The sequence below is a fragment of the Vibrio sp. JZG10 genome, from assembly GCF_054064075.1.
Genome location: NZ_JBSUGE010000002.1, coordinates 327,499 through 352,297, shown reverse-complemented (window position 1 = coordinate 352,297; position 24,799 = coordinate 327,499). Strand labels below are relative to the sequence as shown.

Annotated in this window: 18 protein-coding genes; 6 read left to right on the top strand and 12 right to left on the bottom strand. The window is 45.3% G+C overall.

The window, feature by feature from the left end; all coding sequences use genetic code 11:
- The gene (locus ACWYVB_RS04095; protein ID WP_257897903.1) at positions 1–954 is read right to left on the bottom strand and encodes an endonuclease/exonuclease/phosphatase family protein; all 954 of its coding nucleotides are present in this window, start codon (positions 952–954) and stop codon (positions 1–3) included.
- 226 nt (positions 955–1,180) lie between these two features.
- Between ACWYVB_RS04095 and ACWYVB_RS04090 the strand changes: the two genes are divergently transcribed.
- Positions 1,181–1,714, top strand: coding sequence for an RNA-binding S4 domain-containing protein (locus ACWYVB_RS04090; protein WP_053808449.1), 534 nt, complete (start codon positions 1,181–1,183; stop codon positions 1,712–1,714).
- Positions 1,715–1,816: 102 nt separating this feature from the next.
- On the opposite strand, the gene ACWYVB_RS04085 is transcribed toward ACWYVB_RS04090, so the two are convergent.
- The 7 genes from ACWYVB_RS04085 to ACWYVB_RS04055 all read right to left on the bottom strand — a co-directional run bounded on the left by ACWYVB_RS04085 (position 1,817) and on the right by ACWYVB_RS04055 (position 9,292).
- Positions 1,817–2,635, bottom strand: a complete 819-nt coding sequence (locus tag ACWYVB_RS04085; protein ID WP_046876068.1) for an EAL domain-containing protein — start codon at positions 2,633–2,635, stop codon at positions 1,817–1,819.
- A 92-nt stretch (positions 2,636–2,727) separates the two neighbouring features.
- Positions 2,728–3,648: an amino acid ABC transporter permease gene (locus tag ACWYVB_RS04080; RefSeq protein ID WP_317410496.1), complete on the bottom strand. Its 921-nt coding sequence runs from the start codon at positions 3,646–3,648 to the stop codon at positions 2,728–2,730.
- A gap of 81 nt (positions 3,649–3,729) precedes the next feature.
- On the bottom strand, positions 3,730–4,548 hold the full coding sequence (locus ACWYVB_RS04075; RefSeq protein WP_046876070.1) for a transporter substrate-binding domain-containing protein: 819 nt from the start codon (positions 4,546–4,548) through the stop codon (positions 3,730–3,732).
- Positions 4,549–4,557: 9 nt separating this feature from the next.
- Positions 4,558–5,355 (bottom strand): amino acid ABC transporter permease, encoded by a 798-nt coding sequence (locus ACWYVB_RS04070; RefSeq protein WP_005397640.1) that lies wholly within the window; start codon positions 5,353–5,355, stop codon positions 4,558–4,560.
- Positions 5,355–6,089, bottom strand: coding sequence for an amino acid ABC transporter ATP-binding protein (locus ACWYVB_RS04065; RefSeq protein ID WP_005397638.1), 735 nt, complete (start codon positions 6,087–6,089; stop codon positions 5,355–5,357). The genes ACWYVB_RS04070 and ACWYVB_RS04065 overlap by 1 nt, the downstream gene beginning before the upstream one ends.
- 209 nt (positions 6,090–6,298) lie before the next feature.
- On the bottom strand, positions 6,299–7,777 hold the full coding sequence (gene pyk, locus ACWYVB_RS04060) for a pyruvate kinase (protein WP_005397636.1): 1,479 nt from the start codon (positions 7,775–7,777) through the stop codon (positions 6,299–6,301).
- A gap of 135 nt (positions 7,778–7,912) precedes the next feature.
- Positions 7,913–9,292 (bottom strand): MFS transporter, encoded by a 1,380-nt coding sequence (locus ACWYVB_RS04055; RefSeq protein ID WP_005397635.1) that lies wholly within the window; start codon positions 9,290–9,292, stop codon positions 7,913–7,915.
- A gap of 287 nt (positions 9,293–9,579) precedes the next feature.
- On the opposite strand from ACWYVB_RS04055, the gene ACWYVB_RS04050 reads away from it, so the two are divergent.
- The 3 genes from ACWYVB_RS04050 to ACWYVB_RS04040 are packed head-to-tail and all read left to right on the top strand — an operon-like array spanning position 9,580 to position 14,478.
- Entirely contained in the window at positions 9,580–10,866 is a 1,287-nt protein-coding gene (locus ACWYVB_RS04050) for an ABC transporter substrate-binding protein (RefSeq protein WP_256898646.1), read from the top strand.
- A complete protein-coding gene (locus ACWYVB_RS04045; protein ID WP_256936548.1) occupies positions 10,866–13,220 on the top strand; it encodes an ATP-binding protein in 2,355 nt (784 codons plus the stop codon). Before ACWYVB_RS04050 ends, ACWYVB_RS04045 begins: the two co-directional genes overlap by 1 nt.
- Positions 13,210–14,478 (top strand): sigma-54-dependent transcriptional regulator, encoded by a 1,269-nt coding sequence (locus ACWYVB_RS04040; protein ID WP_256898644.1) that lies wholly within the window; start codon positions 13,210–13,212, stop codon positions 14,476–14,478. Before ACWYVB_RS04045 ends, ACWYVB_RS04040 begins: the two co-directional genes overlap by 11 nt.
- 88 nt (positions 14,479–14,566) lie before the next feature.
- On the opposite strand, the gene ACWYVB_RS04035 is transcribed toward ACWYVB_RS04040, so the two are convergent.
- Both ACWYVB_RS04035 and ACWYVB_RS04030 read right to left on the bottom strand, forming a co-directional pair.
- Positions 14,567–15,223, bottom strand: coding sequence for a lysoplasmalogenase (locus tag ACWYVB_RS04035; protein ID WP_074190642.1), 657 nt, complete (start codon positions 15,221–15,223; stop codon positions 14,567–14,569).
- A gap of 296 nt (positions 15,224–15,519) precedes the next feature.
- Positions 15,520–16,668: an iron-containing alcohol dehydrogenase gene (locus ACWYVB_RS04030; protein ID WP_006742257.1), complete on the bottom strand. Its 1,149-nt coding sequence runs from the start codon at positions 16,666–16,668 to the stop codon at positions 15,520–15,522.
- A 206-nt stretch (positions 16,669–16,874) separates the two neighbouring features.
- Here ACWYVB_RS04030 and ACWYVB_RS04025 point away from each other — a divergent pair, with 206 nt between their 5' ends.
- Complete coding sequence (locus tag ACWYVB_RS04025; RefSeq protein ID WP_053808441.1) at positions 16,875–17,756, top strand: AraC family transcriptional regulator; 882 nt, start codon at positions 16,875–16,877, stop codon at positions 17,754–17,756.
- Positions 17,757–18,033: 277 nt separating this feature from the next.
- On the top strand, positions 18,034–21,198 hold the full coding sequence (locus ACWYVB_RS04020; RefSeq protein ID WP_258614544.1) for a chitinase C-terminal domain-containing protein: 3,165 nt from the start codon (positions 18,034–18,036) through the stop codon (positions 21,196–21,198).
- A gap of 97 nt (positions 21,199–21,295) precedes the next feature.
- On the opposite strand, the gene glgC is transcribed toward ACWYVB_RS04020, so the two are convergent.
- Together glgC and ACWYVB_RS04010 are read right to left on the bottom strand one after the other, a co-directional pair.
- The gene (gene glgC, locus ACWYVB_RS04015) at positions 21,296–22,513 is read right to left on the bottom strand and encodes a glucose-1-phosphate adenylyltransferase (RefSeq protein ID WP_006742254.1); all 1,218 of its coding nucleotides are present in this window, start codon (positions 22,511–22,513) and stop codon (positions 21,296–21,298) included.
- A gap of 410 nt (positions 22,514–22,923) precedes the next feature.
- Positions 22,924–24,672, bottom strand: a complete 1,749-nt coding sequence (locus tag ACWYVB_RS04010) for a formate--tetrahydrofolate ligase (protein WP_074190644.1) — start codon at positions 24,670–24,672, stop codon at positions 22,924–22,926.
- Positions 24,673–24,799: the final 127 nt, after the last annotated feature.

The window sequence follows — 24,799 nt, the reverse complement described above, 5'->3', positions numbered from 1 at the left end:
TCAAAGCTTTACTTCAGCCGTCAGCGCCACAAATGCGTGGTCGCTGGCGTTTTTATCTCTGTCATAAATCGGGTTGATCAGATGTTGGTTAGACACCTGATAGTCAACAACCTCGGCAACCGATATATCTGATAAGGTGTCAAACTCTTGAGAGAGCAAGATATAGTCGAGCACATTCCCAGTGGAAAAATGATAATGCGTAGCGGGGCGTTCATCCTTCAGAACGTCACTTTGTAATGACCATCCATCTTTGAGTTGCAGTTCAGTGACGCTGTCACCAGCATTGGATACCAATGCGCTATTAACACTGGTTGGTGTGATAGGTTGATTCATATCACCCATTAACACCGTTGGCATTGGCTCCTTTCTATACCTTTTTTGCATCGCGTCTCTTAACATCGCAGCTTCCCAACCTCTTTGCTGGGTGGATAACCAGCGCCCAATAATCGTGCTAGACGTTTCTGGTTGTTCTGAGTCGGCTGGGCGTTGAGATTTTAGGTGCGTCACGTAAACGGCGACATGACCGAGTACAGGATGTATGACTTGGGCATAGATAGGTTTGCGACTGAACTCTGGAGCAACACTTACTCCAAAAGGCTCAAGCGTTGCTAAGTCAAACTCTACCGCTTGTACTTTTTCTATTGGAAACCGAGATGCGATTGCCACAACAGGGCTTGAGTAAATGTACTCATCCTCAACATGTGGGGTGTCAACGGTCGCAAAGTAGGGGTAGCCGAAGGTTGAAAAGAATGCGCGAGTTTGCTCAATACTGAACACCTCTTGTAAGCCAATCACGTCAGCTTCGAGCTTTTCAATTTGGCGTTGCGTCCAAGCAAGTTTGTCTTGCCATTGCTCTAACGAGTAGATGTTTTCGAAATCATAGTAGGCATCAGGAGGTGCGACAAAATTAAACAAGTTAGCCGTGACAAAGGTAATTCTGCTTGGTTGAGACAAAGTATTCGCTCTTTTCAACAATAACTTGAAGAGTATATACCTTCAGACTGCGTAATTGCAGCTTCGTTTGAACCAAGCCTCGACATACAAGCTAACGAGCAGCAAGTTAAATGGGTTAAGAGGTACTCAAATGCCAAGGCTAATCGGTGATTGAGCATCGGCAGAGGTTTCTATTTTTAAGCATTGCGTTTAAACTTCAGGGCATCAAATAGTAAGAGTAAGTAACATGACCCAAGATTACGACCACGAAGAGTATTTAGAAGGCGAAGAGATTGAGATCGAAGCGATTGGCATCGACGTTGATGCGCATCCGATCGAACTGTACAAGCTTTTTAAAATCGCGAACTTGGTCAGCGGTGGCGGCGAAGCAAAGCATATCATCGAAGAAGGTTACGTCGCGGTGAATGGTGAGCTAGAAACACGTAAGCGCCGCAAGATGTATGATGGCGACTTTTTTGAGTTTAACCAGGAATATTATGTTGTGGTTTGCGATGCGCCAGTAACCGAACCTGAAACGGCAGAGCAAAAAGCGGAAAAGAAAGCGAAGAAAGAAGCGCAATCTGCACGTAAAGAAAAATCTCGCCAAAGCAAGTCAGCTAAAGGCTCTGGACCTAAGTCAACAGGCCGAAAAGCAGCGCATAAAGAGCGCAAAGCACAACAAAACGCGCTGTCGCAATCGGCGAAGAAAGGTAAGAAAGCTGAAAAGCCGCAAGCGACTCGTGATCCGAAGAGCGGACGTAACTCTATTGACTTTTTCTAAGCAAATTAATACCTAGCTAGGCAGATCATCGCCAAGCAAAACCCAAAAGCGCCGAGTATATATCGGCGCTTTTTTGGTTTTACTGTATCGTAAGGGGTAGTGTCAATGCACTGTCGTCTCAATGTTTAGGCTATCGGTCCAGTGATGAATGGCGCAAGGCTTACCTAAGTAAAAGCCTTGGTAATAATCCAAATCAAGTTGATACATCGCTTGCAGCTGCACGTCTTCTTCTACCCCTTCTATGATCACTTTTGCTCCCATATGAGCCGCGAGCTCAACGGCGCTATGTATGGAAAAGGTTTCTCCGGCGCAGTAATCAAGTAGATAGGAGCGATCGATTTTTATGATGTCAGGGCAGAGCTGCTGAACACGTGCGATATCAGAATGTTGAGCGCCAAAATCATCGATAGCAAAGATAAAGCCATTCGCTCTCATTAACTGCACGGCTTTGATCAGTAAATCAGTATCACCGCATGACTCTTCGACTACTTCAAACACCACGTCTGATGGGCTCATACCAAGTTCGGAAAGGCGCTTGTAAAGCAGGCCGTTGTCTTTAAAGCCCATGTCTTTGGTTAGGGTGAGTAGGGTTTGAGGCATGACATTGAGAAACAGTTTGATAGGCGTTCCTGCGAAACAGCGTGCAAAATTTCGAATGTGCATTGCTCTGGATAAAAACTCAACACACAATCGAAAGTAGGGATCGAGGCCATTGTTGGCCAGAAATACATCAGGACGAATTAACGAACCATCAATGCCACGAATTCGCAGTAGAGCTTCCATTCCAATAATACGCTGGTGCTTATCAAAAATCGGCTGATAAACACTGTGAAAAGTGAATTGATTGAGAACTACGTAATATTCACCAAGATTATCTTGCTTAATGTATCGCTCGTAGTCCGATTGATTCTTTAACTCCATGAAAAACGCCGAAAATTTAGCATCTTTTCAATGTAACAGGATGCAATTCTGATTTGAAGATTCAAATGTGTCTAATTACATATACGGTTGAGTTAATTTGAAATGGATTCCGATTTTGCTTCAATGTAGCGAAAAATAAGTGACAACCCGAAACAAATCAAAAAGTAAGCAAGGCCGACAATGAGCCAAATTTCAAAGATATACCCTGATGAATTTGCCATTTCGGTACCAACAAACGTCATTTCTTGTATCGAGATCAGTGAAACGATAGAGGTGTCTTTCACTAGAGAGATGGTTTGACCTGCAAGTGCTGGGGTGATGACTTTGAGCACTTGCGGCGCGATAACGAATCGGTATTTCACCCACCGAGACAAGCCCAATGAATCTGCCGCTTCCCACTGTCCTTGGTCGATACTTTGTAAACCTGCACGCACCACTTCTGCAACGTAGGCAGAAGATAGTAGGCCGACGCATAACACGCCAGAGGCAAGATTTTCCCAAAGGTTATAAGGCCCAAAAAGAAAGCTCTGTAGCGCATTTGGTTCGCTGTTATAGTTTCGTAGAATATCTTCCAAACCGAGTAACGGGATCAACTGGTTAGAAATGAAAAAGTAGAAAATAAAAACAAAAACCAACGGTGGGATGTTTCTTACCAACTGGATAAATGTGTTTGCAGGTGTGCGCAACCAAACGGAGCGAGAGAAGCGAGCTAAGCCTAGCAACGTGCCAAGTACTAACGCGAAGCTGATGCCCCAAATACTGAGCCTTAACGTCGAAATCAAACCTTGGAAGAAGTAGGGCAAACCACCATCGGATCTTGGCGTAAAAAGTAGTTCAAACGCCTCTTTCCACTGCCACAAATAATGTACACCAACAGTGGAGCGATGGTACAGCCAAACGCCACCAATACCACAGATAATAAGCAGTACCCAATCTAGCGTGTTTAACCGCGATAGAAAGGAACCTGTGTTGGAATTAGTGGGTACTGTGCGAGTGGTGGTTTGTTCGCCCAAAAATTTGACTCCGATAGATGATGAAAAAGTAAAATGGATGATTGGAAAGTATAGGCTCGCGAAGACCACGAGCCACTCAGATTACTGACCTTGCGCGACTTGATCTTGCCAATCTAATGTCGAGAACCAGTATTCATAACGTTGTTTTAACCATCCATCTTGGGTTCTTGCTTCAATCCATTTATTGAAAAAGGCTTTTTTATCTTCTTCCCCCAAGCGAACTGCAAAGGCTTCGTTACCTTTTGATAATCGCTCAGAGAATGGAAGGAATAGTTTGTCGCTGTGTTTCACTGTCTCATGTTCTGGTTTTGGGCTAGAAGCAATGACCGCATGGGCGTTACCATTCAGCACCTCTTGGAACGCTTGCGCATCGTCATCAAATTGCAGAATCTTCGCTTTCGGGAAGGTTTCTCTGGCGACTTGAACGGTGAATGCGCCGCGACGAGCCGCTATTTTTACGCGTCGTGAGTCAAAATCCGAGAATTCGCTAAAACCAGAAGCCAGCTCTTTATTTGCTGCTACTTGAACACCGGAGTGTGAATAGGGTTCAGTAAACAACACGCTTTTGGAACGCTCGGGCGTGACCGACATGCCACCGATGATCACGTCGAACTTTTTCGCCAGTAGTGCGGGAATAATGCCATCCCACGCGGTCGGTACAAATTCCACTTTCAAACCTGAATCTTCTGCTAAGCGTTTGGCAACATCGATTTCAAAACCGATTAACTCACCTTGCTTGTTGCGCATTGCCCAAGGGACAAATGTTGACATACCAACGCGCAAAGTGCCTCGTTCTTTGATTTGATCTACATTGGGTGTGGCAACATCTTCTTTCGCGATTGTAGGCATAGCGATGGCTAGCCCTAATAATGCAGTAATGGTCGCTTTGAATAACTTCATGTTATCTCCTTATAATTTGCGCCAACTGGCTCCGAGTTTGTGTTCTAGCCATGCAGACAAGCCAGAAAGTGATAGAGTGAGAGCAAGATAAATTGCTGCCACGGTAAACCAAATTTCAAACGGCATCGCCGTCTCAGAGACGATGTTGCGTGCCTGTGTTGTTAAATCAAAAATCGCCATCACACTTACAATGGAAGAGTTTTTGATCAAAGAAACCACTTCATTGGTCAAAGGCGGTAATGTGCGCTGTAAAACCTGAGGCAAAATCACGTCTTTGTAAGTGTAAAACGGTGATAACCCGAGTGTTTGTGCAGCTTCGAATTGCCCTTTAGGAATACTGTTTAAACCTGCGCGGAATATTTCCGCAGTGTAGGCACCTTGGAAAAGGGACAATGCCAAAACGGCGGTGTTGAATCGGTCCAAACCAATCACGGGGCCAAACACGAAGTAGAGTAAATAGATTTGCACCAACAACGGCGTGTTACGTATTACCTCGACATAAGTGGTGCCAATAACATTGCCGATTTTCGAATCGCTAAGCCTTAGTAACGCGGTGACCAACCCCAACACTAAGGTGAAGAATAGACTAATAGCCGAGATGTTAAGCGTGACCAATAACCCATCGATAAGTTCTGCTGGCCACCATTCGCCATCTTCATAAAAAGCGATGTAATCAGGTACGCGTTCCCATTGCCATTGATAGCCCATAGCATCGGCACCAGAGTCCAACACCCACACAATCGCGATGAAGAGGAGCATCATTTGCAGCAAAGCTTGAAGGACGGGTTTGATTACGCGAACTATCATCAGTAACTTAAAATTTGGTTCAAAAATGCTTGGGTTCGTGGATGCTTTGGTGTTTCAAATAAGGCGGTCGGTGAGTTCATTTCCACAATTTTGCCTTCATCCATAAATACCACGCGGTTCGCTACTTTTTTGGCAAATCCCATTTCGTGCGTGACGCAAATCATCGTCATTCCGCTTTGTGCCAGTTCAACCATGACATCCAACACTTCGTTGATCATTTCCGGATCAAGCGCCGAAGTCGGTTCGTCAAAAAGGAGTAAGTCCGGTTCCATACATAAGGAACGGGCAATCGCGACGCGCTGCTGCTGACCGCCGGAAAGCTGGATGGGGTATTTGCTCGCTTGTTCTTCAATATTGACGCGCTTGAGGTAATGCCGTGCGCGTTTTTCAGCTTCTTGTTTTGACAATTTGAGTGTGCGAATCGGCGCTAAGGTAAGGTTTTCCAGTACAGTCAAATGAGGAAAAAGGTGGAAGTGCTGGAACACCATGCCGATTTTACCGGGCTTGAGGGATTTTGCATGAGAAGGCTGGTCAAACACATAAAGTTTGCCGTCTTGAATCGATTCAAGATGGTTGATGCAACGAATGAGCGTTGATTTTCCTGAACCAGAAGGGCCACACACAACGACGATCTCGCCATAATGTACGGAGAAGTTGATATCTTTTAGAGCGTGGTAATCGCCATACCACTTGTTTACGTTGCTAAATTCGACGACGGGAGTGTTCTCTTTCAAAGGGGCACGCTTTTAGGGATAACAATCGCTCTACAATAACAAGTTGTGAATGCGATTTCATTAAGTTAACGCTCATATTCCAAGAGTCAGCGAATGGTTGGTTATATCGTGCGCAATAAAAAAGACCTGCCATTTGGCAGGTCAAGTCCCTGTGGAGCAAGTTATGGGGGAGAAATTCAAGGTCGAACTTGAATAAGGGGGAGGTAAACCTAAGCTGCGATTTCTTCCGCTTGCTTCATGTGAGAAGACACATTCAAGCTAAGCAAGCGACACGCGTTGATTTCACCCATGCCTTCGATGGAATCGAGCTGGGTCATCAAAATGGAGGAAATATGTGCTTCGTTGGCCTTTTGACGTAAGCATTCCACTAACTGCGGCGCGAGATCGACGTGGCTTTCTGCTGCTTTGAAATACAAAGGTTCAACACCGCGTAGAATGGTCATTTGTGCAAGTAAAGCTGGGTTGTCGCTCAGAGCCCAAATCTTAGTTTTACTTTGGCAGCGAGACATCAACAGGGGTGTTTCACCATGTTGGGTTAAAATCGCAACGCCAAGGTCTTGATGAACGCGAGAAGCCGAAATCATTGATGAAAGCGCGAAACTTTTGCCTGGGTTAGAACATAAGTGTTGCAGAGTATCCCAGCAGTCATGGTTACATTCCAGCTCGTGCTCTGCACCTTGTGCGATGCGAACCATGGCTTCGACCGCTTCGATTGGGTATTTGCCCGCCGCCGATTCTGCCGACAGCATCACGGCGTCTGTTCCGTCGATAATCGCGTTTGCCACGTCTAACACTTCAGCGCGAGTTGGGAGAGGATTCTCGGTCATCGATTCCAACATTTGGGTCGCGGTAATGACTGGCTTACCCCAATGTTTAGAACGATTGATCAATGATTTTTGCACCATTGGCAGTCGTGCGTCGCCAATCTCTACGCCTAAATCGCCGCGAGCAACCATAATGATGTCTGATGCTTTAATGACATCATCCATCGCTTCTTTGGTTTCAACCACTTCTGCGCGTTCTACCTTCGCGACAATCTTGGCGTGACAACCTGCTTTTTGCGCCAAGCTGCGAGCGTATTCGATATCTTGTGCATTGCGCGGGAAAGAAATGGCAAGGAAGTCGGCTCGAAGTTTAGCTGCGGTGTCGATGTCTTGAATGTCTTTCGCGGTAAGAGCCGGAGCGGAAAGACCGCCACCTAACAAGTTAATGCCTTTACGGTTAGACAATTTACCGCTGTTCAATACTGTGGTTTTAATCCACTGCTCGTCACGGTGTACTTGGCTTACTTTTAGCTGAATGCGGCCATCATCTAGCAACAAAATATCGCCTTCGTTCACGTCTTGAATCAGCTCTGGGTAATCAAGCCCAACCATTTCTTGGGTTCCAGATTGTGCGTCAAGTGTGCCGCTCAGCGTGAATACGTCGCCTTGATTGAGTAGAACTGCGCCATTTTCGAAGCAAGAAATACGAATCTTAGGGCCTTGTAAATCGACTAACACACCAACATAAGTGTCGAGTTCGGCCGCAATTTCACGAACTAAATTCGCGCGGGCAATGTGTTCTTGCGCCGTTCCGTGAGAAAAATTGAGTCTGACTACGTTCGCGCCTGCTCGAATCAATTTAGTTAGTGTTTCGCGGCTTTCACTTGCTGGGCCTAACGTAGCCACAATTTTGGTTTTACACATTTGTCACCTCAATCGACACTTAAAAAGGAAAATAGAAATAGGGGGGATTTTCTATCAATCTCGTAAGCACTCTTTGCAAAAGAACTTAAGACATTGGGGGAAGTAAGCGGGAGTTGCCTCCCGCTTTAGTCAGGATTAGTGACTAGGGCGAGCTTCTAGCTCTTTTTCTTCAACTGGGTCGATATCAACCACTTTCTTCGCATTCCAAACTGTTAGAGCAAGAAGTAGAGAAATCACACCAGCAGCCAGCCAGAAATATTGCGCTTGAGAGAAGTCGTATTTAGTTACGCCATCAACCTCTGTGATTTTGATTAGAGAAGCTGACGCTAACTCTTGACCAGAAGCAGCGATGTAAGAGAACAGACCGATGAAGCCTTTCACTGCGCCAACTGCGTTCTTAGGCATCAAGTCACAAGCAGTTAGACCTGCAAGGAACACAACCAGACCACCGATAGCGAAACCGATCATACCTAGTGCTACTGCGTCAACGATGCGGTTATCTGGGCCGAAGAACATCAAGCACATACCACCGATGTTCGCCAATCCGTAAAGTAAAGTCGGAATATGGCGGTTGGAGTTAAACACCTTGTCAGAGATGATGCCTGATAGGATTGCACCTGCTAGACCCGCGATAGGGTATGTAGACATTGCGAAGCCAGCGTCAATCAGTGAGTAACCTTTTGCTTCTTGTAGGTAAAGCACTGCCCAAGAAGACATCGCGTAGCGAGAGATGTACATCGCTGCACACGCTGCTGCAATTAGCCAAACGGTTGGTTGCTTCAGGATGAACATTTGAGCACGACGAGTTGCTTGCGGATCGTTCTTTTTCTTGATCTCAGGTTCTTCGTCGAATGCTGTTGCTGAATCTGGCAAACCGTAAGTTTGTGGACGGTCTTTTAGGATGAAGAACATGCAAATCGCTGCTGCAATCGCTGCAATACCCGCACCGATGAAACCTGCACGCCAACCGAAGTAGCTCACTAGAGACGCCGTTAGGATCCAAGTGATACCTTCACCGATGTTACGTGAGCCACCCCAGATAGAGTAACGGCTACCACGTTGTTTTGGTGAGAACCATTGGAACAGAGACACACAAGACGGTGCTGAACCAACAGATTGGAACCAACCGTTTAGACCCCAAAGCAGAACAAAGAAGAATGCCGTGGTGTTCAAACCCATGAATACTGCGGTGATACCAGACAGTAGTAGAGAGAACGACATAAATCGGCCAATGTTGGCATAGTCAGAAAGGAAGCCGTTCGAGAACTTACCAAAAGCGTAAGTGAAGAAGAAAGCTGAACCCATGATACCGAGTTCTTCGATGGTTACGATGCCTGCATCCAGCATTGGTTTTTTAACAACACCTAAACTCATACGAACTACGTAGAAGACGGCGTAACCGAAAACCAAGCCTAAAAATACATGCCATTGGTAGCGTTTGAAACGCGCTTGCATTTCCTCTTTCGAGCCATCTGAAAGAGGGAGGTCTGGGCGTGTTTTAAAGAAATTAAACATCTTGCACTCCAAGTTTTAATCACAAATGTTTTGTTGCAGGGCTATCTTGAAGTGACAGATTGCACAGTACAAAGGCATGAATTTGAGACAGAATTGACCCATATTGATATTTAGGTTGAGTCAAAAACGGGAATTTAGAACGTTAGGCTGACACTTGTTACTGATAGAATATGCTTAGTTCTGGTTGAAGTGCGTCAATAGTGACTCAAACATACTCTGTAAGATTTTTTGACAATCTTTCATAGATTTGAGTTACCGCACACTATTTAAGGTTTTTGGTTAATTTGATGGCTTATTTCAAGCAATTTGGGCGTCGTTTACTTCTTGGTGCGGCGCTTTATGCACCACTCACAATGGCAGCAGAAAAAGAGTTGGTGATACTCACGACCTTCTCTCAAGCACCAATCACTGCTTTGGTGGATGACTTTACGCAGCACTATCCTGATGCTGAAGTCCGAGTGGTTCACCGACGCACTCAATCAAGCCTGCAATTGCTCAGCAAAAGCTACATGAAGGATATCGACTTGGTGTTGAGCTCGTCACCGTTTCTGATGCAAGAGCTGTCTAATGAACATCGTTTGGCTGATATGTCGTCGCGTGTGCAAGTGCCGAAATGGTTGTCCCCTTATCTATTACCCAATAACGATCAAGTTGTAGCGTTTGGATACTCCGGCGCCGGGATTGTTTGGAACAAAGATTATTTGGCCGCGAACCATTTACCAGAACCGACGCGTTTTCAAGATCTGACCAACCCACTGTACTTTGGTCACGTCACCATGAGTACACCAAGCCGCTCCGGAACCACGCAATTGATGGTCGAGAGTGTGCTTAGTCAATATGGTTGGCAAGAGGGCTGGCGGATTTTACTCAATGTGGGTGCGAACCTCGCGACGATCTCTTCTCGCAGCTTTGGAGTGGCGGATTACATCGCCAAAGGTAAGTTTGGTATTGGACCAACGATCGACAGCTACGCACTGATTGCGCAACGCAAGTTCGACTACGTTGGCTTTGCTTATGACCAAGACTTTACGCTGATGCCTACCTATATTGCACAAATCAATCGGGGCAAGAGTGATAAGTTGGCAGAGTCCTTTATTGCTCATTTGCTTTCGAAAGAAGTACAAGAGCAGATGGAAAGCAGCACCTTCTCCAAAACAGCGCTTGACGATACGGCTCGATACGGTGGAGAAAATCCCGTTCTCGACCTAGAACAGGTAATGCCACGCGAAGCGTTAATCAACTTGATTTTTGATACCGCGATCACCAAGCGCTTACCGGAGCTTCAAGATGCTTGGCTCTCGCTCATTAAATTGAATCGACTTGCCGACGGAAAACCAGAGAAACAACGTTCGCTACAAGTTATTGAAAAACAACTGTTTGAATTGCCACTGAGCAAAGCGCAAGTAACCGAAATTGCGCAAAAGCTGTCGACCATGGATAAAGATTCCGAAGTTGGCATGACGCACTACCAAGCGTTATTGGCAGAGTTTTCCCATGAATTGGGGCGGGCGATGTCGGAAAAATTGGACAACGTAAATCAGCAATTGGCTCAATGGCGAGGGAAAGAGAAGTAGTGTTATACCCGAAATACAAAACCATTGGTGCCCGCCTAATTGCCGCTTTTGCTTGCAGCACGCTCTTGCTCACCGTGGTGTGTTTGGTCGCTTGGGCGACATGGAACAGCTTGGATAATCAGGTGCGCCTTTTGTTGGAAGATAGCGTGCCTAAATATAACGCCAGCTATTTTCTCGAAAGTAAAACCAGTGAAATTAACCGCCGCGTAGAAGCGCTGCAAGCGGTAGACAACAAAGTACAGCTGACTGAACAAGCCATGCAGGTCAACGAGCAATTGGCTTCGATCTCGACAGTTCTGAAAAGCAATAAGATGAGCTCGGAGTTTTATCAATTGCTCGAATCGGAAGCTGGCCTTGCCTCTCTACTGGAAAAGTACGTGGATATGATTTCAACTCGCATCGATCAAACTCGCCGCGTCGACCAACTGATGGAGCAGATTAACTGGCTTCACCAAGATATTCGCTCTGAGCTCAAACCGGTTCGACAAGAAGTGCATTGGCAGATTGAGCGGGTAAACGATTCGAAAGAAATTCAAAACTTGCTGGTGCAACTGAGTACTTTGCAACGGGTCATCGATATTGAATCAGCGGTGTACGACATGGCAATTGATGTTGCTGGCGCATCAATGCCTGAGCAGGTCGACAATGGGATGAAGGTGATTCACTTTCGCTTGATGGATCTGCAAGAAAGCAGCACAACCTTAATGAATCAGCCAACCTCAATCGCTTACAAACAGTTATTGCAAGAACTTGTGGTTGTGTTGAGTCCAGAAGGCGCGTTCGATAAACAATTGATGTCATTAGTGACGCTGAACGGCGATATTCAGAAAATACAAGAGCAAATCGCGCTCAGCATGGATGCAATTCATCAACAAATCGGTGAACTGGTTTCCACTGCGGACCAAACGTTCAAACAGGTGAAGAGTGAAACCGCCGAGCGTGTGTCTTATGGCAACCACGTTTTGATCGTCTGCTTTAGTTTGTCGATCATGACAAGCATGTTCTTGACGTATTACTTCATCAACCGCCGCATTGTGGCACGTTTGATAGGGTTAGGTGACAGTATTGATGCCATCATCAAAAACGACCTGAGCCATCCGGTTGTGGTAGACGGCAACGATGAGATCGGGCGCTTGAGTGAAAAGCTCATCGAGTATGGTGACAAGGTTCAGGAAATTCAGCGGACTAACGCCTTGAGCCTAATCAACAACACCACGGCGAGTTTGATTACCAGTGATCTCAATGGTGTTGTGGAATCAGCAAACTTAAGTGCGCGTAAATTATTGAAACTTGGTGAGGTTAACGAAAGTTATCCGATTTGGGAGTACTTCCCAGAGAGCTGTCGAGAACAACTGAAAAAGGTATTCAATGGTTCTCATTTGTGGATTGAACTTGGTAAAATTCATGTGACATTGTCACTTGGAGACGAGAAGCCAAAGTATGTGCGTTTCGATATTCGTCCTTTCGCTCATGGTGCTGAATACAAACTGATCATGACCATTACGGATGTCACTCATCAAGAAATGACTACGCGTACCTTGGAAAGTCGAGTGTTAGAAAAAACGCAAGATTTGCTGCTGAAAAACCAGCAGTTAGAAAACGAAATCGAAGAGCGTATTCGAACCGAAGACAATCTTAAAAAGACGCAAGATGAGTTGATTCAAGCTGCAAAAATGGCGGTTGTAGGGCAAACCATGACCAGTTTGGCGCATGAGCTTAATCAGCCATTAAATGCGATGTCGACGTATTTATACAGCGCGAGAATGTTCCTTGAACAGGAATCTCCAGAAAAGGTTGGTGAATCCATTACCCACATCGAAGGTTTGGCGACTCGGATGAGTAAGATCATCAACAGTTTGCGCCAGTTCGCTCGCAAGCCAGAAGGTGAAAGAGAAGTGAAGTCTGTAAGCGTTCATGAGGTGGCGGAGCAAGCATCCACCATTGTGAACACGCGCGCGAAACGTCAACAGATCACGATAGAAAATCTGTTACCCGATGATGTGAAAGTGCAAAGTGACATGCTGGCGCTGGAGCAGGTTTTCATTAACGTCTTAGTAAACAGTTGTGATGCGTTAATGGAGAGCGCAAGGGACGAGCAAAAAAGGATTCAAATTGAGCTAGTGGATCGTACCAGTCAAACCACAATGATTGCGATCAGTGATAACGGTATTGGCTTTGGTGAAGAGATCGTGCAACGAATTTTCCAGCCTTTTGTCTCGACAAAAGAGGTCGGTCTGGGGTTGGGAATGAACATTTGTAAGTCATTAATAGAAAAGCATCAAGGAAGTATCTACCTCGCTTCCTCATTAGAAAAAGGTGCGATGGTTGTGTTGGAGTTACCTAATGAGCAATAACCCATATTCAGTATTATTGGTCGATGATGATCAGGATGTTTTGGACTCTTATTCGTACTTGATGAACATATCATCAATCAAGTCAAAGGCCATTAACGACCCAACACAAGCACTGCAATACGTCTCTCCAGAGTGGGCGGGCGTTGTAATTCTCGATATGTACATGCCGCAAATGCATGGATTAGAACTGCTTCGGATGATCAAACACGTCGATGAGCGAATCCCTGTCATTGTGATCACTGGGCACGGCGATATTCCAATGGCGGTTGATGCAGTAAAGCAGGGCGCGTGTGAGTTTTTAGAAAAACCGATCAATCCTGCGGAGCTTTTAACACTAGTAAAACAGCAGCTTGAAACCCGAAGCTGCCAGGTGGAATTGCAGCTACAGGCGGAGAAATCTATTTCGCGCTCATTAATTGGTAAGTCTGCGCATATGGAGCAGATCCGCAAGCTTGTTGCCCAATACGCGTTACTGGACACGCACGTGGTGGTTTATGGTGAGTCGGGCACTGGGCGTCACAGCGTTGCGGGGCTAATTAAAGACATGATGTCTAAGAGTGAAGAAACGGAGTATGGTTCTTTTGTTCTCAGTGCAAGCACAGCAATGGATAGTATTGATGACGCCCTCGACAAACAGCAGTTGTGTATACTTGTGTTAGAGAACTTACCTGAACTGCCTGAAGAGGGGCAGCGGCATCTGGCTCAATTATTACTGGCGCGAGAACGTTGTGGCAAAAAGAATCTGCGTGTTGTAACGATTTTTGACTCAGAGCCGGAAGAGTACATCGCCAAAAATCAATTGCTGCCGGAGCTGTACTATCTGCTCAATCAAGGCGTGGTTCACGTACCGCCATTGCGTCAGCGCCCTGACGACATCGTGACGATATTTCATTACTTCTTAAAACTGAGTTGTAAGAAATTAGGCAAAACATTGCCAAATGTCGACTCTAGCTATCTTGCGCTACTGAGAGGATACCCGTGGCCGGGCAACATCCGTGAGCTAAGAAACATCGCTGAGTTATACGCAATCGGAATTGTTAAGTTAACGGGTAAAGAGCGCATCTACTCACAAAATGAGATTCAGCTTCCATTGGATGATTTGGTTGACGATTTTGAAAAGCAGCTCATAGAAGATGCGCTATTTTTGCACTCCGGGCGAATTACCGATGCGGCAAACCATCTGCAAATACCGCGTAAAAAGCTGTATTTGAGAATGAAAAAGCACGGAATTGAAAAAGGCAATTACAAGTCGCGATAACAAAAAGCGTTTGAGGTTTACATCAGTAGGCTTAAACGCTTTTTCATCATAATTCAGAGTGATGAGCAACAATCTAAGGCATAGAAAATTAATTGATCACTGTGAGATACGGATAACGAACAACGATGGCAACAACAGACATCACCATCAATGTTTGTGCGGAATAGTAGGTCACCATGACGACTTGTCGCGAAAATACGGATCGTCCCCCGAAGCGTTCAAAAGCTAAGACGGTACCAGAAACGATGAAGATAAAGCTTCCGAGCACTGCAAATGAGGACGATTGTGTTTTTCCACTCAAATAATACTCGATAGCAGCCCAACACATGGTCATCAATACCAATATGTAGCTGGCAACCGGGAGCTTTTCTTGACCAAGGTCCGGTCGAAACAACCAATAGAAACATACACCGAGTCCAAATAAAGCAATAGGGAGCCAAGGCGTAAAATGCCAAGCGGACATGATGGTAAAACCGTAGCTATAGGAAAGATGGGCAGAGCAGAAGAGCACTAATCCGGTAATAAACTTATCTCTAGGGAGCATTAATAGTAGTTCACCAAGCAACGAGAGCGATAAGCCAATCAAAATCCAATGCGTATATGGCATATGATAGGCAGGAGACTGGATTAAAATTCCTAACATACAGAGCACTGGTAATGGTTTGGATACGTAGAAAAGCCACTTAGGACCTTTACGGATACTGATGATATGTATGAATGCTAATACGACAACAACTAGCCACATAAAATGGATTCTCGAACAGACAAGCTAATGTAGTGGATAACTACAACAAATAAAAGGTCCATTAAATGAGTAAGTTAGACCTTTGAATTCAATTTTATTTTTGTTTGTGTAAAGCTGGACAGTTGTCTCTTTACTGACCTACACGATCAATGAGTTTGTAGGGATTAATGGTTATTTTGAGGAGTTCCCGAACTTGAACGTGATGAAGCTTACAAAATAGCATAAAAAAACGGTATTGTGACCGTTAAGTCACAATACCGTTAAACCCTAGAAAGGGCAGTGAACTGTTTTTGCTGTTAGGCAACAGCGAGTTCTAAAATTTCACGACTACGTTCAAGAGTAATCGCTTGGTTTTCACCGAGAACGGTCATTCCGTGTTTGTTGAGTTGTTCGATGATGGCATCGATCGCTTGTTCACGACTTTCACCATAGTTTTCTAGCTTAGTTGCGACATCAAGTTGATGATAAAACGCTTCGATCGCTTCGATGGTACGTTCAGCAAGATCGTCTCCAGCTTCAAGTCCAAATACGTTGCGACCCATTTGCTCTAGCTTAGGACGTTTAAATTGCATTTGGTTGCGAAGTAGCGATGGTTGGACGATTGCAAGAGAACGTGCATGATCGACGCCCCATAGAGCCGTTAATTCATGGCCGATCATATGTGTCGCCCAGTCTTGTGGAACGCCACTACCAATTAACCCGTTCAATGCTTGGTTAGCAGACCACATTAAGTTTGCGCGCCACATATCGTCGTCTCGCTCGGCAAACTGTTCTCCGAGTGTTTTTAAGGTTTTCAGCAGTGTTTCTGCATAGCCATCTTGAACCATTGCGCCGGTAGGAAGCGTCAAGTATTGCTCACATACGTGCACCCATGCGTCAACAATGCCGTTGATCAACTGGCGTTCTGGCAATGTTTTCATTACATCCGGGTCTAACACCGCAAATTTAGGCTGTACTGCTGGAGACATGAACGGAAGTTTGTCTTGAGTTTCTTTTTTAGTGATAACTGCGCCCATGTTTGACTCTGAGCCTGTTGCTGGCAGTGTCAAAATTGCAGCTAGAGGCGTCGCTTCAGTGACTTGGTGTTTACCAATCATGATATCCCAACCATCACCATCATACTTAGATGCTGCTGCTACGTATTTAGAGCCATCAATGACTGAACCACCACCTACAGCAAGAATAAAGTCAACACCATGTTCTTTTACCATTGCGACCGCTTTATCGAGCGTTTCTTTGGTTGGGTTGGGTTCAACACCAGAAAACTCTAGCCATTCATGTCCCTCTAGTGCTTCTGAGACTTGGTCGTACACGCCATTTTTTTTAATTGAGCCACCGCCGTATACCACTAAAACTTTTTGGTCGGATGGGATAGCTTCTTTGATTGCAGCGATTTGTTTTTGACCAAAGAAAATCTTGGTTGGGTTTACATAAGAAAAGTTCATTATTAGCCCTCTTGCTTCCAGTAAAGGAGATTGAATGCGTGCATATTAGTCCTGATTAACGTTCGTTAATAGGTCGATTTCTGCAAATAATCTGCCTATTTCTACAAAATTGATGCTCTTGAGCTAGAAAGTTAAAGTCGAGAGGAAGTATAGTGCACGAAATGATAATAGAGACCAAACTCGTTGGTCATTGATGGAGCGCTCGAATGCACACTCTCGCAGATATCATGCAGCAATATGTTGAAAAGCAGGGACTGCATGACTTAGAAGGTATGAAGAAAACCGCAATAGATGGCGTATGGTTTTATCGCAGTAGCAAAGGAAATCATCGCCAGCCGTTTGTCTATCAGTCTGGAATTATTGTTTTAGGGCAAGGACATAAGAACATTCATATCGGTGATACACCTGTCCAATATGGGCCCGATGATTACCTTGTCGTAGGAGTTCCCATGCCCCTGGAGTGCGAAGCGTTTGCGACAAACAATGAGCCTTTACTTGGCATCTCGATAGATATTTCGCCAACGCTTCTTCATAAGCTCGTTAAAAAACTTGAGGCTGAGAAATTCAGTAATAAGTGTCTGGACGCTACCCGTTGCGGCCTTAAATCGGTACGCATGAGCGAAGGTATGCTGGATGCATGCAAGCGACTAATGAGCGCGTTGTGTAATGAGCTAGATGTTGTCATGCTCGGTGATCTACTTCTTGAGGAAATTGTTTATCGCACTTTGGTAAGCAAAGAAGGGTATGTTTTATTTGACTTAGCACACCAAGAAGGCTCTTACGCTAGAGTGGCCAAAGCACTGAATCGTGTTCATCAAGCGTACCATGAACAGTTGAGCGTACAAACATTGGCAGAAGAAGCCAATATGAGTGTGTCTGCTTTCCATCAAGCTTTTCGCAATGTCACGCTTGAATCTCCGTTGCAATACATTAAGAAAGTTCGACTTAATAAAGCGCGCGAGTTGATCCAACTGGAGGGGAGACGAGTCAACGATGCCGCGAGACTGGTTGGGTACACAAGCCCATCACAGTTTAGTCGTGAGTACAAGCGCCATTTTAATGAAACGCCAAGGTCAACAAAGGCTTAGTGATCTTTATTTCAAAATAACGACTTTTTTTGCCTTTTTTATTAATTTGCGAGTGACATATTTATTTGATTTATAAAATTAGTTACTGGTGCCAAATAATAGGTACGTTGTTGCAAGCATTTAGTGGATTGTTGCGAGGCGGTGTGGAAAACTCGTAAATAGATAGTGTGAAATCACCAACTTGTACTTAAGTTATTTTACGTCGAAATAAAAGTATAAGTGCGCTTTGTTTAGCGCATTTAGTATTGTTTTAACAATAACTTAAGGAAGAGCGATTATGCACCTTAAAAACGGCAACGCAGTGAAAAGCGTGTTCACACTAAGCACTCTCACCGCTTCTTGTCTTATGGCCTTCAATAGCTACGCAGCGGTTGACTGTGCCCCTCTAGAAACTTGGCAATCATCAAAAGTTTATAACGGTGGTGACCAAGTTCAACATGAAGGTAATGCTTACAAAGCACGCTACTGGACGCAAAACAGTAACCCAGCGCAATCTGGTGAGTGGGGCGAGTGGGAAACACTTGGCGCATGTGATGGCACTGGACCGATTGATCCACCTCAGAATGAAGTTCCGACTGTTACTCTAACATCGCCTTCTGCGTCGGCTTCTGTGACTGCAGGGGATGTTGTTAACCTAGCTGCAGATGCAGCTGATACCGATGGTACTGTTAGCAAAGTAGAATTCTTTGTTGATGGCGTATTAGTTGGTCAGGCAACGTCTGCGCCTTATGCTGCGTCATGGACAGCGACTGAAGGCCAGCACGAATTCTCTACTAAGGCGTATGACGATACAGGTGCAGTAAGCACAGCAAGCGCTGTGACGTTAACTGTGGCACCAGCACAATCTGGTAACGAAGCGCCGACAGTGGATGTTGCACTTTCTGCGACTTCTATTGACTTGGGTGGCTCCGTCACACTGACTGCGAATGCCGCAGATGCGGATGGCACCGTTGCTAAAGTTGATTTCTATGTGGCGGGTGTCCTTGCTGGCACCGCAACAACTGCACCATACACGCTTGATGTAACGCCTTCACAAGCTGGTTCGCTAAGTGTTTATGCGAGAGCAACCGATGATGCCGGAGCAACTGCAGATTCTGCACTTGCGACGTTAACGGTAAACGGTGGTGCGGTGACATCTAACTGTCGCCCTGATGGCTTGTATCAAACAACGGGTGTAGACGTTCCTTACTGTTCTATTTATGACGAAGAAGGTCGCGAGAAAATGGGCGCCGATCACCCACGTCGTGTGATTGGTTACTTTACTAGTTGGCGCGCAGGTGAGGACCCTCAATCGACTTACCTTGTTAAAGATATTCCTTGGGAGCAACTTACTCACATTAACTACGCGTTTGTGAGCATTGGTTCTGATGGTAAAGTAAACGTTGGTGACGTTAATGACCCTAACAACCCTGCTACGGGTAAAACTTGGCCTGGCGTTGAGGTAGATCCTGCTCTTGGCTTTAAAGGTCACTTTGGTGCGCTAGCGACTTACAAGCAAAAACATGATGTTAAAACGCTAATCTCTATCGGTGGTTGGGCTGAAACGGGCGGTCACTTCGATACGAATGGCGATCGTGTGGCTGACGGTGGTTTCTACACCATGACTACGAATGCAGACGGTTCTATTAACCATGCTGGCATCGAGAAGTTCGCAACTTCAGCCGTTGAAATGATGCGTCAGTACAAGTTCGACGGTCTGGATATTGACTATGAATACCCAACATCAATGGCTGGTGCTGGTAACCCTTACGACAAAGACTTCATGGAACCACGTCGTCAGTATCTATGGGCGTCTTACCAAGAGCTGATGAAAGTATTGCGTGAGAAACTTGATGCGGCATCCGCGCAAGATGGCATTCATTATATGCTGACTATCGCAGCACCATCTTCAGGTTACCTACTGCGTGGTATGGAAACCTTCGATGTAACTAAGTACCTAGACTACGTAAACATCATGTCTTACGACTTGCATGGGGCTTGGAATGATCACGTTGGTCACAACGCAGCATTATTCGATACAGGTAAAGACTCGGAGCTAGCGCAGTGGAACGTATACGGCACTGCTGCATACGGTGGTATCGGTTACTTGAACACAGACTGGGCTTACCATTACTTCCGTGGTTCTATGCCTGCAGGTCGTATCAACATTGGTGTTCCTTACTACACCCGTGGTTGGCAAGGTGTTACTGGTGGTGAAAATGGCCTATGGGGCCGAGCAGCACTGCCGAACCAAGCTGAGTGTCAACCAGGTACCGGTGAAGGGGAGAAGAACAACTGTGGTCACGGCGCTATTGGTATCGACAACATGTGGCACGATACCGACCCTAAAGGCAACGAAATGGGCGCTGGTTCTAACCCAATGTGGCATGCGAAGAACCTAGAAAATGGTATTTGGGGCTCTTACGCAGCCGCGTACGGTCTTGATCCAGTTAACGATCCTTCGGATAAGTTTGTTGGTACATATACTCGTCATTACGATAGCGTTGCTGTAGCGCCTTGGTTGTGGAACGCAGAGAAGAGCGTGTTCCTATCTACGGAAGATAAAGCTTCTATCGAAGTGAAAGCTGATTACGTTATCGATAAAGAAATCGGCGGTATTATGTTCTGGGAACTGGCAGGTGACTACAACTGTTACGTACTGGATGCAAATGGTAATCGTACGGCAGTAGATGCAACTGAACAAGCTTGTGCAGCTGGTAATGGTGAGTACCACATGGGTAACACTATGACCAAAGCTATCTACGACAAGTTTAAGTCTGCAACACCTTACGGCAATAAAGTTGCGACGGGTCCAACACCAACAGAAGCGGTAGACATTACAGTCAGCGTTGGCGGCTTTAAGGTTGGCGACCAAAACTACCCAATTAATCCGAAGATCACGTTTACGAACAACACTGGTCAAGCGATCCCTGGTGGTACTGAATTCCAGTTTGATATCCCAGTATCAGCTCCTGATAACGCGAAAGATCAATCTGGTGGCGGTTTGAAAGTCATTGCTTCTGGACATACTCGAGCAAACAACATCGGTGGCTTAGATGGCGTAATGCACCGCGTATCGTTCTCTCTACCTGCTTGGAAAGATTTACCAGCGGGCGGTACTTACGAGCTTGATATGGTTTACTACCTACCAATCTCTGGTCCGGCTAACTACTCAGTGATTTCTGGTGGTAAAGAGTTTGCGTTCAAGTTTGAACAGCCAGAACTGCCAATTGGTGACCTAAATGCAGGCTCGGGTGATGGTGGTACTACTGAACCAGGTACGTGTGATACGACAGGTTTAGTGACATACCCAGCTCTACCACAAACGGATTGGGCTGGTAACCCAAGCCACGCTAACCAAGGCGATAAGATCATCCACAACGGTGTGGTTTACCAAGCGAACTGGTGGACAGCGGCTGAGCCGGGCACAGATGGTAGCTGGTCAACGGTATGTAACATCTAATCGTTTTTGATTAACTGTTATAGCCTAACGTTAATAGGCATTTAAACAAAAGCGCATGATGATGATCGTGCGCTTTTTTGTTGCGATGGTTTGTCGTTTAATCGAATTGATAACTTTCGGGTATGACGACAATACCTTTGTCTGAGATTTTAAATCGCTTCGCATCTTCTAGTTTGTTTATGCCAATTTGAGTATGTGGCGGAATACGAACATGTTTATCCACAATACAGTTGACCAACTGACTTCCTTCACCGACCTCTACGTCATCAAAAATGATGGAATCGACAACCGTTGCACTGTCTTGAATGCGTACGTTAGAGGAAATAATGGAATGCTGTACTGAGCCTCCAGAATTGATGACACCGGTAGCAATGATGGAGTTAATAAAAATACCTTCATTACCCGTGGCTGACGATACGGTACGAGCTGGTGGAAACTGCGGCTCGTAAGTACGAATCGCCCAATTGGATTGATATAGGTTCATTGGTGGTACTGGCTCTAGCAGATCCATATTCGCTTCATAAAAGGAATCAATGGTACCCACGTCGCGCCAGTAGCAATCCTTATCAACGCGCCCTTTACTGCCACAAAATTGATAAGCATAAACGGATTCCGTATCAATCAGCTTAGGTATAATGTCTTTTCCGAAGTCATGACTTGATGAATCGAGTTTTGAGTCGTCTTCGAGTGCTTCTTTTAAAACATCCATATCAAAGATATAGATCCCCATGGAAACGAGGCTTCTGGTTTTGCTTCCTGGAAGGGTAGGTGGGCATTCTGGTTTTTCTATAAATGAAGTAACTAGACCGTTTTCTGCGGTGCCCATTACGCCGAATGCTGAAGCATCCTCTACGGGAACATCCATACAGGCAACGGTGAGCTTAGCACCTTTCTCTTTATGCTCTTCAAGCATTGCGGCGTAGTCCATTCGATAGATATGATCGCCGGATAACACAACCACATACTTCGCGTCATTGCGCGATAGTAACCACATGTTGTGATAAATCGCATCAGCGGTTCCTTCATACCATGCACCACCTTTGCGCATTTGAGGTGGAACCGCAGTAATGTACTCGCCAAGCTCTGGATTGAATATCGACCAACCATCTCGCAAGTGTTTTTGAAGTGAATGAGATTTGTATTGGGTCAAAACAAGGATTTTACGTAAACCTGAGTGTAAACAGTTGGTTAGTGTGAAATCTATAATTCTATACTTTCCGCCAAAAGGTACTGCTGGCTTGGTTCTATCATCGGTGAGTGGGCTGAGTCTAGACCCCATCCCTCCTGCTAAAATTACGGCGAGTGCGTCTTCCATATTGTTCCCTTTCCCTTTTTTGCATGCATCAAAACGGTGCTAACCAGGAGGAAGTGGTGTACAGCGCAGAGGTTTTGAAAGTGCATGTGCTGATGTGTTTACTACTGCAAACTTTAGTACAAGATTCGAGCCATAGAATATCTCTTTAAAAATCAAAGGAGTTAAAAGTTCATCGCAAGGCAATTGCACCACATTGGTGAAGTGCTAAGTAGGCCGTGCATCAAATTGGCGCAAAATTATAGGGAAGGGGAGAAAATAAGTATGGATTTACAATGTAAAGTGACGATAAAACAGTAAGATAAAGATAATCAAGCACGCCTCTTCGTCTGTTCAAAGTGAGTGGATATAGAAGTAAACCACTCACTCTTTAAACGTGCTTCCTTTATAGTCAACTATACGTTGACGTTACACTAAGAGAGACCGACGATATTTCCTTCATCATCAAGGTCTAAATTCATAAATGCAGGTTTATCAGGCAAACCTGGCATCGTCATCACCGTGCCTGATAACGCATACACAAACCCAGCGCCAGCACACAGACGTAACTCGCGGATAGGGACGGTAAAACCTGTCGGCGCACCTTTGACAGCGGAATCTGTTGTTATCGATAGTGGAGTTTTCGCTATGCAAACCGCTAAGTTGTTAAAACCTAGATTTTCAAAATGGTTGAGCTGTTCAGTAGCAAGAGAACTCATTTCTATATTGGCGGCACCATAGCCAGCTTCACACACAGCCATAAGTTTTTCGTGTAACGATTGTTCTTTACTGTATAAAGGACGAAACTCTGTAGGCTGGGTACAAGCGTCAATAACATGTTGAGCTAACTGAGTAGTGCCTTGCCCGCCTTGCGCAAAAGCGGTGCTGATAGCGACTTTAACTTCCGGATTAAATTTCTGAACCAGCTCTTCAAGTATTTTAAGCTCTTTCTCACAATCTTGCGGAAACTGGTTAATAGCGACAACAGCTGGAATGCCATATTTATGGACGTTATTAATGTGCCATTTTAAGTTTTCAAATCCCGCTTCCAATGCTGCTTGGTCTGGATTAAAAATGGAATCTGGAATGGCCATACCTGGTCGTAAATCGTAGTGTCCAGAATTTGCTTTGAGGCCGCGTAATGTCGCTACTATCACTACACAATCTGGCACCTTGCTGGCGGCGGCAGCTTTAATGTTACACGCTTTCTCAAATCCCATGTCCGAACCAAACCCCGCCTCTGTTACGGTGTAACTTGATAGCTTTAGCGCGATGTCGTCGGCAATAATGGATGAATTTCCATGGGCGATGTTCGCAAACGGGCCTGCGTGAATCAACGTAGGAACACCTTCCAGAGTTTGCATCAGTGTCGGTGCAATGGCCTCTTTTAATGTCACTGCCATTGCTCCTGCAACTTGCAGATCCTCCGTGGTTACGGGGTTTCCGTTCAAATCGTACGCTACGACAATTTTCCCGATACGCTGACGTAAATCTTTCAAATCTTTAGCCAGTGCAATGATAGCCATTAACTCAGACGCGGCAGAAATATCGAACCCTTCGTCGCGTTCGTATCCATTGATGATTTTTCCTGGCTCATTTAACCCAATTTTGACGTTACGTAGTGCACGATCATTATGGTCCATTACTCGTTTCCAAGTAATGCTTGCCGTATCGATTCTAAGTGCCTTTAATCCAGTACGTGCTTCAAAGGCATCATAGCCTTCACGCTGTTCATGATACAAGCGAGCATCAAGAGCGGCTGAAGCTAGATTATGCGCTGCCGTCACCGCATGGATATCACCAGTAAGGTGTAAGTTCAGTTCTTCCATTGGAGCAACTTGGGAATAACCACCGCCAGCAGCACCGCCTTTAATACCGAATACAGGCCCCATAGAAGGTTGTCTAATACATGCGATAACGGATTGTCTAAGCTTAGCTAAACCTTGTGCCAGTCCGACAGTTGTAACGGTTTTTCCTTCGCCAAGTGGGGTAGGAGTGATCGCAGTAACAAGCACAAGCTTACCGTTATCATTCTCTTTGAGCCGCTCCAAACATTTTGGATGGACTTTGGCTTTGTGCTTCCCGTGAGTGTCATATTCTTCGGGTAGTAACCCTACTTTTTCCGCAATAACATCAATAGAAGAAAGTGGTGTGTTTCGGCAAATTTCAATATCTGACTGCATGGATAATCCCTAAAGTGACTCGCAGGTAGTGTTGAAAAACAATCTGAGTTGGAGCAAGTATTATTGTTGGGCAAACGTTTGCTCGGTGATGGTACGGTTTCGATTCGGTATGTAAAGAGTTTACTGC